At 57.8% G+C, this 13,717-nt stretch carries 13 protein-coding genes; 10 read left to right on the top strand and 3 right to left on the bottom strand.

Translation table 11 applies throughout. From position 1 onward, the window contains the following. The first annotated feature begins 268 nt into the window (after positions 1-268). The 7 genes from NWV12_RS10120 to clcB all read left to right on the top strand — a co-directional run bounded on the left by NWV12_RS10120 (position 269) and on the right by clcB (position 6,907). Complete coding sequence (locus NWV12_RS10120; protein ID WP_033145385.1) at positions 269-892, top strand: glutathione S-transferase family protein; 624 nt, start codon at positions 269-271, stop codon at positions 890-892. A 155-nt stretch (positions 893-1,047) separates the two neighbouring features. Next, the gene (locus NWV12_RS10115; protein ID WP_048980542.1) at positions 1,048-1,785 is read left to right on the top strand and encodes a YoaK family protein; all 738 of its coding nucleotides are present in this window, start codon (positions 1,048-1,050) and stop codon (positions 1,783-1,785) included. A 276-nt stretch (positions 1,786-2,061) separates the two neighbouring features. Continuing rightward, on the top strand, positions 2,062-2,772 hold the full coding sequence (gene osmY, locus NWV12_RS10110; protein WP_048980486.1) for an osmoprotectant ABC transporter permease OsmY: 711 nt from the start codon (positions 2,062-2,064) through the stop codon (positions 2,770-2,772). Positions 2,773-2,790: 18 nt separating this feature from the next. After that, entirely contained in the window at positions 2,791-3,690 is a 900-nt protein-coding gene (gene osmX, locus NWV12_RS10105; protein WP_048980485.1) for an osmoprotectant ABC transporter substrate-binding protein OsmX, read from the top strand. An 8-nt stretch (positions 3,691-3,698) separates the two neighbouring features. Continuing rightward, the gene (gene osmW / locus NWV12_RS10100) at positions 3,699-4,346 is read left to right on the top strand and encodes an osmoprotectant ABC transporter permease OsmW (RefSeq protein WP_006808875.1); all 648 of its coding nucleotides are present in this window, start codon (positions 3,699-3,701) and stop codon (positions 4,344-4,346) included. Next, the gene (gene osmV / locus NWV12_RS10095; RefSeq protein ID WP_048980484.1) at positions 4,346-5,494 is read left to right on the top strand and encodes an osmoprotectant ABC transporter ATP-binding protein OsmV; all 1,149 of its coding nucleotides are present in this window, start codon (positions 4,346-4,348) and stop codon (positions 5,492-5,494) included. Before osmW ends, osmV begins: the two co-directional genes overlap by 1 nt. A 102-nt stretch (positions 5,495-5,596) precedes the next feature. Then, positions 5,597-6,907 (top strand): voltage-gated ClC-type chloride channel ClcB, encoded by a 1,311-nt coding sequence (clcB, locus tag NWV12_RS10090; protein ID WP_048980482.1) that lies wholly within the window; start codon positions 5,597-5,599, stop codon positions 6,905-6,907. Here the strand turns inward: clcB and bioD are convergent. The 3 genes from bioD to NWV12_RS10075 all read right to left on the bottom strand — a co-directional run bounded on the left by bioD (position 6,842) and on the right by NWV12_RS10075 (position 9,915). Next, entirely contained in the window at positions 6,842-7,537 is a 696-nt protein-coding gene (bioD, locus tag NWV12_RS10085; RefSeq protein WP_023311511.1) for a dethiobiotin synthase, read from the bottom strand. The two genes, clcB and bioD, sit on opposite strands and share 66 nt — an antisense overlap. Positions 7,538-7,667: 130 nt before the next feature. Continuing rightward, positions 7,668-8,888 carry a sugar metabolism global transcriptional regulator Mlc gene (gene mlc / locus NWV12_RS10080; protein ID WP_023311510.1) on the bottom strand — a complete coding sequence of 407 codons (1,221 nt, stop codon included), beginning with the start codon at positions 8,886-8,888 and terminating at the stop codon, positions 7,668-7,670. 94 nt (positions 8,889-8,982) lie between these two features. Then, a complete protein-coding gene (locus NWV12_RS10075; RefSeq protein WP_101744545.1) occupies positions 8,983-9,915 on the bottom strand; it encodes a LysR family transcriptional regulator in 933 nt (310 codons plus the stop codon). Between the two features lie 121 nt (positions 9,916-10,036). Between NWV12_RS10075 and NWV12_RS10070 the strand changes: the two genes are divergently transcribed. From NWV12_RS10070 to NWV12_RS10060, 3 genes are all read left to right on the top strand, one after another. After that, entirely contained in the window at positions 10,037-11,290 is a 1,254-nt protein-coding gene (locus tag NWV12_RS10070; RefSeq protein ID WP_048980478.1) for an MFS transporter, read from the top strand. Positions 11,291-11,364: 74 nt separating this feature from the next. Continuing rightward, complete coding sequence (locus tag NWV12_RS10065; protein ID WP_048980475.1) at positions 11,365-12,849, top strand: carboxypeptidase M32; 1,485 nt, start codon at positions 11,365-11,367, stop codon at positions 12,847-12,849. A 171-nt stretch (positions 12,850-13,020) separates the two neighbouring features. Next, the gene (locus NWV12_RS10060) at positions 13,021-13,545 is read left to right on the top strand and encodes a thioredoxin fold domain-containing protein (protein ID WP_375379098.1); all 525 of its coding nucleotides are present in this window, start codon (positions 13,021-13,023) and stop codon (positions 13,543-13,545) included. Positions 13,546-13,717: the final 172 nt, after the last annotated feature.

Below are 13,717 nucleotides of genomic sequence, written 5' to 3'. Positions count from 1 at the left end.
ATGTCAATTGCATATAATTATTTTCCAGGGGATTCCCGGGGCGGAATTTATTTTTTCGGCAGGAAAACGGTGGTCGCTGGCTTTGTACCATCGACAACTCCTGCGGTACGAGCGCGGGGCAGTTGTCAGCGACGGCAAAAAGATCGGCATCCGCCGGAAGTGGTCGATTGGGCAAGACAGTACATCCCACTAAATTTTGCCCCAACCTTCCCCGCGCAACTGGTGTATTGTTTTTAGACAATTCATTCCTCTAAAGGACACCTGCGCAATGATCACCATCCTCGGCAAAACCACCTCCATTAACGTTCGTAAAGTGCTCTGGACCTGCGAAGAAGCAGGCCTCGAATATCTACAGGAAGATTACGGCAGCGGTTTTGCATCAACGGAAACGGAGGCCTTCCGAGCGCTGAATCCCAACGCCATGGTGCCGGTGCTGATCGATGACGACTTCGTGCTGTGGGAATCCAACGCCATCTGCCGATACCTGGCGCGCAAGGCCGGACGTCACGATCTGCTGCCCGCAGAACCGCAGGCCTGCGCCAACGTTGAGCGCTGGATGGACTGGCAGGCAACCGAATTTAACAACGCCTGGCGCTATGTCTTCCCGGCGCTGGGGCGTAAAAACCCGGACTTTAACGACCCTGAACGGATTGCGGCGGGAATAAAAGAGTGGAACCACTGCATCACCATTCTGGAAAACCAGCTGCAGCGCACCGGGGCCTTTGCGGCGGGCGAGACGTTTACCCTTGCGGATGTCGTGCTTGGGCTGTCGGTGAATCGCTGGAAAATGACGCCGTTTGATAAGCCCGACGTGCCCGCGATCGAGGCCTGGTTTGAACGCCTTAACCAGCGACCGGCGTTTTTGCGTCACGGAAATAACGGCATGATTTAAAGTATTATCGACCCCATTTTGAGTAAGGAGATTTTAATTAATTACTAAACCCTGAAAGTCATCAGAGGGAATAATAATTAAGCCATATCCTGGACAGCCCGTTGCGCCGCTTTGCTAGCCTGAATATTCAGGCAAAGCTCAATCTGGAGGTATTCTTGCTGATTAGACTCAAGAAAGAACGAACGCATAAGGAGGATCGCCGGCTTGCTCTCTGGCTGGCGACCTCGGCAGGTTTGCTGAATGCCATCGCTCTCGGGGCATTTGGTTTTTTCCCCTCACACATGACCGGCAACACCTCACAGTTATCGAGCGAAGTCTCTTCCACCGATCTGAGCGATATGATTTTCTTCGGCTCGATTATTCTCTCTTTTGTCGCAGGCGCCATTATTGCGCGCATGATTGTGATATGGGGCATTACTCATAACGTCAGGCTGGTTTTTTGCCAGATCCTGTTTGTCGAAGGGTTATTACTGACCGGCGTCTCCTTCTACGAGATGTATTTTCATGCCCTCATCAGCAACCGCGTGATTATTCTTTTTCTGTGCGGACTAATGGGCATTCATAACTCCACCTCCACGCAGCTTTCCGGCGGGCGGGTGAGATCAACGCACATTACCGGCACGCTGACGGACGCGGGGATATCCCTGGCCTCGGTACTGGTGGCGATGCTGCGCAGGGATTACTCCAAAGATACGGCGGCGCAAAAAAGCCAGCTGACAACCCACTTAACCACCCTTTTCTCGTTTATTTCGGGCGGTATCGCGGGGCTGCTGCTGTTCAGATGGATCGGGTTTAACGCCATGCTGGCGCTCGGGTTGATGCTCGCGGTGGTCGCTATCGTTTCAATTATCACCGTCTCGACGCGGGTTCGACGGGTTCGTGCCTCTCTCTGAAGTTAATGACCGATATCCGGCGTATGAGCTCCTTATATGTGACACTGTCACATCTAAAAATTCGCTTTAGGACTATTCTGCCTGACCATCAATCAGCCCTTATGCCATAAGGCTTAACCCAAGGTTGTCACTGTTTTCATAGGGTTACTGATTATACCCCTTCGCTGGAACCCTTCCCAAACGCTTGCTATAGGTGAAATACCCCTGCCGAAACATGGCATAACAACAGGCAACCGGTGGTTGCTATAACGCATGCGCACAGGGAGACACACCGCAATGCACCCATTACTCAAACGTTCGCTGCTGTTTGTCGGCGCTATTATCGTGGTCCTCGCCCTCCTCGTCTGGGGCATCGGGCTGGAGACGATAAGGGCGCGCCAGGTTGACCTGGTTTATCTCGGGCAACAGCACATGATTCTGGTTTTCTCATCGATGTTTTTTGCCCTGCTGGTCGGTATTCCGGCCGGTATTCTGCTGAGCCGCCCGGCCGCGCGGGGTATCGCCGAATATGTGATGCAAATTTTTAACGTCGGCAACACGCTCCCGCCGCTGGCCGTACTGGCGCTGGCGATGGTGGTGATTGGCATCGGCGATACGCCCGCCATCATCGCCCTGTTCCTCGCCTCGCTGCTGCCGATCGTGCGCAATACCTACGCCGGGCTGTGCTCGGTACCGCCGTCGCTGCTGGAAGCGGCAAACGGCATCGGGATGACCAAATGGCAGCGTCTGCGTCAGGTTGAGCTGCCAGCCGCCTGGCCGGTCATGCTCTCGGGGATCCGCATCGCCACCGCCATTAACGTCGGTACCGCGCCGCTGGCGTTCCTGATTGGCGCCAGCAGCTACGGCGAGCTGATTTTCCCCGGTATCTACCTGAACGATTTCCCGACCCTGATCCTCGGCGCGACGGCCACCGCCCTGTTCGCCCTGATCCTCGATACCCTGCTGGCGGCGCTGGGTCGCGTAATGAGTCCCCATCTCGCTCGATAACTATAACAAGGAGCTTTTATGAGACTGTTTTCCGGCCTGACGGCGCTGTGTGCCGCGGCGCTGTTCACCAGCCAGGCGATGGCGGCCCCGCTGATTCTGGCGACCAAGAGCTTTACCGAGCAGCACATTCTCTCGGCGATGACCGTGCAGTACCTGCAAAAGAAAGGTTTTGAGGTGCAGCCGCAAACCAACATTGCCACGGTCATCTCCCGTAACGCGATGATAAACAAGCAGATTGACATGACCTGGGAGTACACCGGCACGTCGCTGATCATCTTTAACCACATCAACAAGCGCATGTCGCCGCAGGAGTCTTACGAGACGGTGAAACGCCTGGACGCGAAGCACGGTCTGGTCTGGCTCAATCCCGCCGACATGAACAACACCTACGCTTTCGCCATGCAGCGCAAGCGCGCCGAGGCGGAACACATCAACACCATGTCGGAGATGGTGGCGAAGATTGAGCAGATCCGTAAAACCAACCCGGACAAAAACTGGCTGCTGGGATTAGACCTGGAATTTGCCGGGCGCAGCGACGGCATGAAGCCGCTGCAGGCGGCCTACAAGATGGATCTGGACCGCCCGCAAATCCGTCAGATGGACCCCGGTCTGGTCTATAACGCGGTGCGCGACGGCTTCGTCGACGCCGGCCTGATTTACACCACCGACGGGCGCGTAAAAGGCTTCGACCTCAAGGTGCTGGAAGACGATAAAGGCTTCTTCCCGAGCTACGCGGTGACGCCGGTGGTGCGTAAGGACACGCTGGAGGCCAACCCCGGTCTGGAAGAGGCGCTCAACACCCTCTCGGCGCAGCTCAACAACGACGTTATCACCGAGCTGAACAAAAAGGTGGATATCGACCATCAGTCACCGCAGCAGGTCGCCCGCGATTTCCTGCGTAGCAAACAGCTGCTGTAGGAGGCGCTATGGAGACGATTCACTACATTCTGGACAACTGGGATTACCTCTTAACCCTCACCCTTCAGCACCTGTGGCTGGTGGCGCTGGCCGTAGGTTTAGCCATCATCATCGGCGTACCGCTGGGCATTCTGATTGTCCGCCATAAGTGGCTGGCAACGCCGGTGCTGGGGATTGCAACCATCGTGCTGACCATTCCGTCCATCGCCCTGTTTGGCCTGATGATCCCGCTGTTTTCGCTGATCGGTCAGGGTATTGGCGCCCTGCCCGCAATTACGGCGGTGTTTCTCTACTCGCTGCTGCCGATTGTGCGTAATACCCATACGGCGCTCGACAGCCTGCCGCCGGGCCTGCGCGAGGCCGGACGCGGCATCGGCATGACCTTCTGGCAGCGTCTGCGCTGGGTCGAGATCCCGATGGCGCTGCCGGTGATTTTCGGCGGGATCCGCACCGCCGTGGTGATGAATATCGGCGTGATGGCGATTGCCGCCGTGATCGGCGCGGGCGGTCTGGGCCTGCTGCTGCTCAACGGCATTGGCGGAAGCGATATTCGCATGTTGATTGCGGGCGCGCTGATGATTTGTCTTTTAGCGATTGTGCTCGACTGGCTGCTGCACCGTCTGCAGGTGGTTCTGACTCCAAAGGGGATTCGATAATGATAAAACTGGAAAACCTCACCAAACAATTTTCACAGAAGCACTGCCAGACCCTTAAGGCCGTCGACAACGTCAACCTGACCGTGCCCGAAGGGGAAATGTGCGTCCTGCTCGGCCCGTCCGGCTGCGGGAAGACCACCACCCTGAAGATGATTAACCGCCTCATTACCCCGAGCAGCGGGACGATCCTGATCAACGGTGAAGACACCAGCGGGATGGACACCGTCACCCTGCGCCGCAACATTGGCTACGTTATCCAGCAGATTGGCCTGTTCCCGAACATGACCATCGAAGAGAACATCACCGTCGTGCCGCGCATGCTGGGCTGGGATAAAGCGCGCTGCAAAACCCGCGCCGAAGAGCTGATGGAAATGGTGGCGATGGATCCGCATAAGTTCCTCAACCGCTACCCGCGCGAGATGTCCGGCGGCCAGCAGCAGCGTATCGGCGTCATCCGCGCCCTGGCGGCGGATCCTCCGGTACTGCTGATGGATGAACCCTTCGGCGCGGTGGACCCGATCAACCGCGAGGTGATCCAGAACCAGTTCCTGGAGATGCAGCGCAAGCTGAAAAAAACCGTCATGCTGGTCAGCCACGATATCGACGAAGCCCTGAAGCTCGGCGACCGTATTGCGGTGTTCCGTCAGGGAAAAATCGTGCAGTGCGCCAGCCCGGATGAACTGCTGGCGAAACCGGCGAACGAGTTTGTCGGCTCGTTTGTCGGTCAGGACCGCACCCTGAAGCGTCTGCTGCTGGTATCGGCGGGCGACGTCACCGACCAGCAGCCGACCATTACGGTGCGGGGCTCTACTCCGCTTCCCGACGCCTTTGCGACCATGGATGATAATGACATTCGGGCCGTTACGGTGGTTGACGAGCACGGCAAACCGCTGGGCTTTGTGAAGCGTCGCGAAGCGCGTAACGCCAGCGGTACCTGCGCCGACATCCTGCATCCGTTCCGCATGACCGGCAAGGCGGAAGACAACCTGCGCGTGGTGCTTTCACGTCTGTATGAGAGTAATACCAGCTGGATGCCGATCGTGGATGAGGACGGTCGTTACAACGGCGAGATTTCGCAGGACTATATTGCCGAGTACCTGAGCTCCGGGCGCACGCGTCGGGCGCTGAATATTCATAGCGACAGCTAACCTTTCTGGCCGGGCATCGCCCGGCCTTTTCGCACGCAGACCTTTTGCTAACCCCGCGATTTCCCGCCACAATATCGTATCGTCCCCGTTAAAACGCGACCCATGCAACGTCTTCATACCTACCCCGATATCCGCGCGATGTTTCGTCGCCTGCTGATTGCCACTGTCACCGGCGTGCTGGCCGCGCTCGCCGTTGCGGTATTCCGCCACAGCATGTACCTGCTGGAGTGGCTGCTTCTCAGCAACGACAGCGGCAGCCTGGTGAATGCGGCCGCGTCGCTCTCGCCCTGGCGACGCGCATTGACGCCAGCGCTGGGTGGGTTGGCTGCCGGACTGCTGCTCTGGGGATGGCAGCGTCTGACCGCGCAGCGGCCTCATGCCCCCACCGATTACATGGAAGCGCTGGAGACCGGAGACGGCCAGTTTGACTACGGCGCCAGCCTTGTGAAATCCCTTGCCTCGCTGCTGGTCGTGGCCAGCGGAAGCGCCATCGGGCGTGAAGGGGCGATGATCCTGCTCGCCGCCCTCGCCGCCTCCCTTTTCGCCCGGCGCTTTACGCCCAAATCCGAATGGAAATTATGGATAGCCTGCGGTGCCGCCGCCGGGATGGCCAGCGCCTATCACGCGCCCTTAGCAGGAAGCCTGTTCATCGCGGAAATTCTGTTTGGCACGCTGATGCTGGCCTCGCTCGGCCCCGTGGTGATTGCGGCGGTGGTGGCGCTTCTTACGACGCAGCTCCTGGCACCGGGCGCGGGTACGCTCTACGCGGTCCATCTGAGCGGCATCCTCACCGCGGCCGATTATGCTCTTCTCGTCGCGATGGGCCTGCTGGCGGGCCTCTGCGGACCGCTGCTGATGTGGCTGATGGACGTCAGCCACGGGCTTTTCCTGCGCCTCAACCTTTCGCCGCCGTGGCAGCTGGCGCTGGGCGGTGCGATCGTCGGGCTGCTGTCTCTTCTCACGCCGAAGGTGTGGGGGAATGGCTACAGCGTGGTTCAGGCTTTTCTGCTCGCCCCGCCGCTGCTGTCGGTGATTGCCGGGGTGTTCATCTGTAAACTGCTGGCGGTACTGGCGAGCAGCGGATCGGGCGCGCCCGGTGGGGTGTTTACACCTACGCTGTTTGTCGGTATGGCAACAGGAATGCTGTTCGCGCAGCTTTTCGCGCTGTGGCTGCCGGGCTCTGAGACGGCGATTTTGCTGGGGCTGGCGGGGATGGCAACGCTACTTGCCGCGACCACGCATGCGCCCATTATGTCAGCGCTGATGGTCTGTGAAATGACCGGGCAGTATTTTTTACTGCCCGGCTTGCTGGTCGCCTGCGTGGTGGCGTCCGTGCTGTCGCGGACGTTACGCCACGACTCGGTCTACGGTCAACACGCCACCGAGGGCAGAGAGATCGATGTACTGCGCTAGCTCGCGCTGCTCGGCGCGGGGCAGATAAGGCAGTTCACCCACCAGCGGCCCGGGCAGCTTTTTGCTCAGCACGTCGATGATCTCGGCGTAGTGCGCCAGGCCCGGGTTGATGCGGTTTGCCACCCAGCCAATCAGCGGCAGGCCGTCATTGGCAATCGCCTGAGCCGTCAGCAGCGCGTGGTTGATGCACCCTTCCTGGATACCCACCACCATTACCACCGGAAGCTGTTCCTGCACGACCCATTCAGACAGCGGGCGCAAATCATTCATCAGGCTGCGCCAGCCGCCCGTCCCTTCCACCACCACGTGGTCAACCTTCTCGCTCAGGTTCGCCAGGCCGTCGGACAACAGGGGATAATTAATCAGGCCGCTGTGCGCTACGCTGCTCTCCTCTTCGCTTAACGCAATGGGATTGACCGCGTGATAAGGCAGTTCCAGCGACGAGACGCTTTGCAGCACCAGGGCGTCTTTATTACGCAATCCCTCTGGCGTCTCTTTACTGCCTTTTGCGACCGGTTTGTACCCTGCCACGCGTTTACCGCTTGCTGCCAGCGCCTGCAGCAATGCGCGGGATACGACGGTCTTGCCGACAGAGGTATCTGTACCAGTAACAAAGAAACGCTTAAGCATGACTCACTCCACCTCTTGGGTATGCTTCGAAAATATAAACCAGGTAAATAATTCAGTGGAGGAAGTCTACGGGATGCGTGCGCTACCCGGCTTGAGATAGCGCAATTTTTCTTACATCTGCGGAAAAGAGTTAACCCTGCAGCAGGCGGATCAACAGCGAGCCGTTATACATGGCATCTTTGACCAGCGCCGCGCCGGCCATGGTTCCCTGGTTGGAAAACTGGGTGCTTTCTACCGCAATATTTTTGCTGTAGGCGGGAAGCGACTGCTGATGGATGCAGGCCGAAATCGCCGGGAAGAGGATCTCCGCCGCCTGGCTCAGCGGTGAGCCAATAAGGATTTTTTGCGGGTTGAAGAGGTTCACCATAATGGCCAGAATGCGGCCAACGTTATTCCCCACGCCGGTAATAATGTCCTTCGCCAGCAGATCGCCCTGGCGCGCGGCGGCGCAGAGGGAATCCACCGTCAGGGGTTGTCCGTGCAGCGAGGAGCTCATGGACTGGCTGAGCCGGACCTGCGCCAGCTCCAGCACGCTTTCCACGCTGGCAATGGTCTCCAGACAGCCGTGGTTTCCGCAGTAGCAGCGCTTGCCGTACGGATCGACCTGGGTGTGGCCAATTTCCACCAGGCTACTGCTTCCGGCGTGGAGAAGACGTCCGTCGGTAATCACGCCCGCCCCGACGTTATGGTCGATGACCACCTGAATCACATCCCGCGCACCGCGCGACGCGCCAAACAGCGCCTCCGCCATCGTCCAGGCGCTGATGTCATGCTGAATATAGACCGGCACGCCGGTATGATTTTTCAGCACCTCGCCAAGCGGCATCTCTTTGACATCGTCGTAAAAAGGCATGCGGTGAACAATACCGTTTTCGGTATCAATAATGCCCGGCATGGTGATGGCAATCGCCGTTAAGCGTTCAAGCCGCTGCTGATGGCGGATAAAGAAGTGATCGATATGCGAGACAATCGCGTCGAGGAGCGGTTCCTCAGCGTTGAGCGGCAGTTCAAGCCGGTCTTCCACCACCAGCTTGCTGCTCAGGTCGCGCAGCGCAAGGAAGATCTCCCCCCGGCTGATGCGCAGTGACAGGTAGTGCCACGCTTCCGTTTCAACCACCAGCCCGACTGCCGGACGACCGCGGCTGCCCGGCTCCTGAATTTCCGTCTCCTGAACCAGGTGCGCTTCCAGCATCTCGCGGACAATCTTGGTGATACTGGCAGGTGCCAGTTGTGCCAGGCGCGAAAGATCGATACGCGAAACCGGACCAAGCTGATCAATCAGGCGATACACCGCGCCAGCGTTGGTCTGCTTAATCTGATCGATATGCCCTGGCTGACTATCAGCAACCACCTCGTACTCCCTTATTTTCGAGCTTCGAAATAAACTGTTTGCTATGGTGAAGCACTTGCATGGCCGTCGTCAAATATTTACTTAGCCATGTGATTTACCGCACATTTTTACCCTCTTTTGCGTGAAAATGCCGCCCGGCAGAGGCGCTCATTAGCTGCTGTTTGAAGCGCTGTGCGGCATGGCTCTGTTCACGGTGTTTTGACCACACCAGCCACATTTCGGAAACGGCATCCTCTTCGGCGATGGTCACCCAGCGTATTTCGCGCAGCTGCACCCGCTTAAAGGAGGCCGGAAGAATAGATACGCCCAGACCGGCCGCGACCAGGCCGATAATGGTCATCGCTTCCCCTACCTCCTGAGTGATGACCGGGGCAAGATCGTAGCGGCGCATCAGCCCCAGGATATCGTCATACAGACCCGTCCCGACCTGCGGGTCAAAAAAGACAAAGGGCTCTTTTGCCAGCTCTGCCAGCGACACCTCCGGACGCGACGCCAGCGGGTGATCGTGCGGGATCATAGCCATCAGCGGTTCGCGCAGGATAACCTCCCACGCCAGCGTGTCCGGCAGCTGGGTGTTACGCATCAGCCCCAGATCCAGCGCTCCCTCATTCAGCGGTGCAATCTGCTCGCGGGTGTTGATTTCGCGCGTCTGAATGTGAACATCCGGAAAGTGGCGACGAAATGACGATAGGGTCTCCGAGACGGCGCTGATAAACGGCGCGGACGAGGTAAACCCGATCCGAAGCTCTCCGGCTTCCCCGAGATAGAGCCGCTCTGCACGGGCGGCGGCGTCATCAACCATGCTCAGAATTTGTCGGCTGTCGATCAGGAACTGTTTACCCGCCGCCGTCAGGCTCACGCTGCGGTTGGTGCGGGCCAGAAGGCGCGCCCCGACCTGCTGCTCCAGGATTTGAATCTGCTGGCTTAACGGTGGCTGAGAGATATTCAGGCGTGCCGCCGCGCGGCCAAAATGCAGCTCCTCGGCGACGGCGACAAAGTAGCGAAGATGACGCAGCTCGATATTCATATTTTTAAAGTATCATTTGAGATTATTAATATATTAGACAGAATATTTACATTTTCCTACCCTGAACAGGTGGTCATACCCGTCACCAGAAATCACGGGGATGTTTAAGCAAGGAAACAGTGTGAGCCGTACAACGACTATTGATATCGATCCGGCCAGCGATATCAATGATTTACCCGCAGCACCGCAGCCGGTCCAGTTCATTAAACGTGGTACCCCCCAATTTATGCGCGTCACGCTGGCGCTCTTTTCCGCCGGTCTGGCGACCTTCGCCCTGCTCTATTGCGTTCAGCCGATCCTGCCCGTTCTCTCTCATGAGTTTGGCGTATCGCCTGCCAGCAGCAGCGTTTCGCTCTCTGTTTCTACCGGCATGCTGGCGATTGGGCTGCTCTTTACCGGGCCGCTGTCCGACGCCATTGGCCGTAAACCGGTGATGGTAACCGCGCTGATGCTGGCGTCGGTCTGTACGTTACTCTCGACCATGATGACCAGCTGGCACGGTATTCTGGTGATGCGCGCGCTGATTGGGCTCTCGCTCAGCGGCGTGGCGGCGGTCGGGATGACCTACCTCAGCGAGGAGATCCACCCGAGCTTTGTTGCTTTCTCTATGGGGCTTTACATCAGCGGGAACTCGATTGGCGGAATGAGCGGACGCCTGCTGAGCGGGGTGTTTACGGACTTCTTTAACTGGCGTATTGCGCTGGCGGTAATCGGGTGTTTTGCGCTGGCATCAGCGCTGATGTTCTGGAAAATCCTACCGGAATCACGTCATTTCCGCCCGACATCGCTGCGCCCGAAAACCCTGTTTATCAACTTACGCCTGCACTGGCGCGATAAAGGTTTGCCGCGCCTGTTTCTGATGGGATTCCTGCTGATGGGCGCCTTCGTCACGCTGTTTAACTATATTGGCTACCGCCTGATGCTCTCGCCGTGGCATCTGAATCAGGCCGTTGTCGGTTTGCTTTCTGTGGCCTATCTCACCGGCACGTGGAGCTCGCCGAAAGCCGGGGCGATGACCGCACGCTATGGACGCGGGCCGGTACTGCTGGTCTTCACGGGCGTGATGTTACTCGGCCTGCTGCTGACGCTCTTTTCCTCGCTGTGGTTCATCTTTGCCGGGATGCTGCTCTTCTCCGCCGGGTTCTTCGCCGCCCACTCTGTCGCCAGCAGCTGGATTGGCCCGCGCGCGCGTCGCGCCAAAGGCCAGGCATCATCGCTGTATCTGTTCAGCTATTACCTGGGTTCCAGCATCGCCGGGACCCTCGGCGGCGTGTTCTGGCATAACTACGGCTGGAACGGCGTGGGCGGGTTTATCGCGCTGATGCTGTGCGCGGCGCTGCTGGTGGGCACCAGTTTGCATAAACGTCTGCATTAACATTCCAGCGCCTTCGTGTTTAAATCAAGCCGATGCTAATTTTTGTCATCGGCTGATTCAGACACGAGGACTTCATGAAAAACAATAACTACCAACAACTCACCCGCACCTTCCAGCGTCTCTCCCGCTTCTCCCACCTCTCCTCCATCGCCAGCTGGGACATGTTCACGATGATGCCGCCGGGGGGCAGCGCCGCGCGCGGTGAAGCACTCGCGGAGATGAGCGTCCTGCAACATCAGATCCTGACCGATAAAAAAGTCGGCGACCTGTTAGCGGCGGCGGCAGGTGAAGATCTGAATGATGTCGAACAAGCCAACCTGCGCGAAATGACGCGCCACTACCAGCAGGCCACTCTGCTGCCGGAATCGCTGGTGGAAGCCAAATCCCTGGCGGGCAGCAAATGTGAACACGCCTGGCGTACTCAGCGCCCCGCTAACGACTGGCAGGGTTTTTCCGCCAACCTAAAAGAGGTGGTCAAACTCAGCCGCGAAGAGGCTCGCCTGCGGGCCGAAGCCAAAGGCTGTACGCCGTACGACGCGCTGCTGGACATTTTTGAACCCGACATGACCAGCGCGCGTCTGGACGTTCTGTTCGGCGATATGAAATCCTGGCTCCCGGACCTGCTGGCAAACGTGGTGGAAAAGCAGGCTCAACGGTCGTTTATTCCGCCGCAAGGCCCCTTCCCGACGGCAACACAGCGTGAGCTGGGCCTTGAAGCCATGAAGATGCTTGGCTTCGATTTTAACGGCGGTCGCCTGGACGTGAGCGCGCACCCGTTCTGCGGCGGCGTTCCGGAAGACGTGCGCATCACCACGCGCTATGACGAAGATGAGCTGCTCAGCGCGCTGTTTGGCGTGATCCACGAAACCGGACACGCCCGCTACGAACAAAACCTGCCGCGCGCGTGGGCAGGGCAGCCGATTGCCCTGGCGCGCTCAACCGCGATCCATGAGTCACAGAGCCTGTTCTTTGAAATGCAGCTGGGGCGCAGTGAAGCCTTCCTCAGGCATCTTCTCCCTGCGGTACACGCCCGCTTTGGCAGCCAGGCGGCGTTCAGCGAAGAGAACTTTATTGCCTGGAACCAGCGCGTAAAACCAGGCTACATCCGCGTCGATGCGGACGAAGTGAGCTACCCGGCACACGTGGTGCTGCGCTATGAGATTGAGCGTGCGCTGATCAACGGCGAGATCGAGGTGGACGATATTCCCGCCCTGTGGGACGAGAAAATGCAGGCCTGGCTCGGATTATCCACCAAAGACAACTACCGCAACGGCTGTATGCAGGACATCCACTGGACCGATGGCGGTTTTGGTTACTTCCCGTCATACACGCTTGGCGCTATGTACGCCGCGCAGCTGTTCCATGCCGCCCGAACCGCACTGCCGGGTCTGCAGGCCTCCATCGCTGAGGGCGATTTTTCCGCACTCTTTGAGTGGCTGCGTCAGAACATCTGGCAGCACGGCAGCCGCTTCAGCACGTCGCAATTAATCACCCAGGCGACGGGTGAAGATCTGAATATCCGTTACTTCCGCGAACATCTGACCTCCCGTTATCTTTAATCCCTCTGCCGGAGCCTGCTCCGGCACTCTTCTCACCCTTTTCAATAAGAATATGATTTAGCACATGTTGTCATGATTGTGTCGGGTGTATGAATGCGTGTCCTTCCGACACAATTAGACTGCCATCTGGTCAGGATTAAAAAAATAAAGGGATGAATGATGAAAGGCATAATGAAAACGATGTTAGCCATTCTGTGTGCGACAAGTTTAAGTACTTTCGCAGCCACGGATAATACCCCGCTAGACGCGTTCAACGATGTTACCCGCTCTCTTGCAGACCTCCAGCCCATCACGTTTCAGGCTCCTGCTGAAAAATATAAGCTGCTGGTGTTTATTGATAACCAGTGCATTTACTGCAGCAACGTAGTGAAAAGCGTTAAGCAATATACGGATGCCGGTTTGACGATGTCGTTTCTGACCGTTGCGCCCAACGCCATTCGCGATTCGGTGATTGAAGATATGGGGCGCGTCTGGTGTTCAACCGATAAGGTCAAAAGCCTGCAACAAGCGATGGCGGGATTTTTACCGGATAACGACACCACCACAGCCTGCTCCGATCTGATCGCGCGGCAATCTGCCCTGGCAGAACGTTTGGGCATTAGCATCACCCCGGTAATGGTGGTGATCGAGCCTGAATCACGGACGATTATAGGCAGTCAGTCTCCGGCGGCTATTCTGGCCACACTGAACAAATAACAGAGGCCCGTACGAGCAGCGGCGTTTGGCCTGTTCGTACACTTTCCTCCCCTCTGTACATTCCGTTACACGCCGATACCAATCACTCACGGAAACCTCGAATTTACAGGGATATAGTTATTTCAACGGCCCCGCAGTGGGGTTAAATGAAAAACCAAATTCGAGGGTATGA

Origin of the sequence: Enterobacter sp. Crenshaw (assembly GCF_024734705.1) — a bacterium.
GTDB lineage: Bacteria > Pseudomonadota > Gammaproteobacteria > Enterobacterales > Enterobacteriaceae > Enterobacter > Enterobacter asburiae_B.
This window is presented reverse-complemented; position numbering and strand designations above follow the sequence as displayed.

Excerpts from the sequence above, each read along its gene's own strand:
- NWV12_RS10120 (WP_033145385.1), top strand. The coding sequence starts at position 269 with ATGATCACCATCCTCGGCAAAACCACCTCCATTAACGTTCGTAAAGTG.
- osmY (WP_048980486.1), top strand. The coding sequence starts at position 2,062 with ATGCACCCATTACTCAAACGTTCGCTGCTGTTTGTCGGCGCTATTATC.
- osmX (WP_048980485.1), top strand. The coding sequence starts at position 2,791 with ATGAGACTGTTTTCCGGCCTGACGGCGCTGTGTGCCGCGGCGCTGTTC.
- osmW (WP_006808875.1), top strand. The coding sequence starts at position 3,699 with ATGGAGACGATTCACTACATTCTGGACAACTGGGATTACCTCTTAACC.
- osmV (WP_048980484.1), top strand. The coding sequence starts at position 4,346 with ATGATAAAACTGGAAAACCTCACCAAACAATTTTCACAGAAGCACTGC.
- clcB (WP_048980482.1), top strand. The coding sequence starts at position 5,597 with ATGCAACGTCTTCATACCTACCCCGATATCCGCGCGATGTTTCGTCGC.
- bioD (WP_023311511.1), bottom strand. The coding sequence starts at position 7,537 with ATGCTTAAGCGTTTCTTTGTTACTGGTACAGATACCTCTGTCGGCAAG.
- NWV12_RS10075 (WP_101744545.1), bottom strand. The coding sequence starts at position 9,915 with ATGAATATCGAGCTGCGTCATCTTCGCTACTTTGTCGCCGTCGCCGAG.
- NWV12_RS10065 (WP_048980475.1), top strand. The coding sequence starts at position 11,365 with ATGAAAAACAATAACTACCAACAACTCACCCGCACCTTCCAGCGTCTC.
- NWV12_RS10060 (WP_375379098.1), top strand. The coding sequence starts at position 13,021 with ATGAAAACGATGTTAGCCATTCTGTGTGCGACAAGTTTAAGTACTTTC.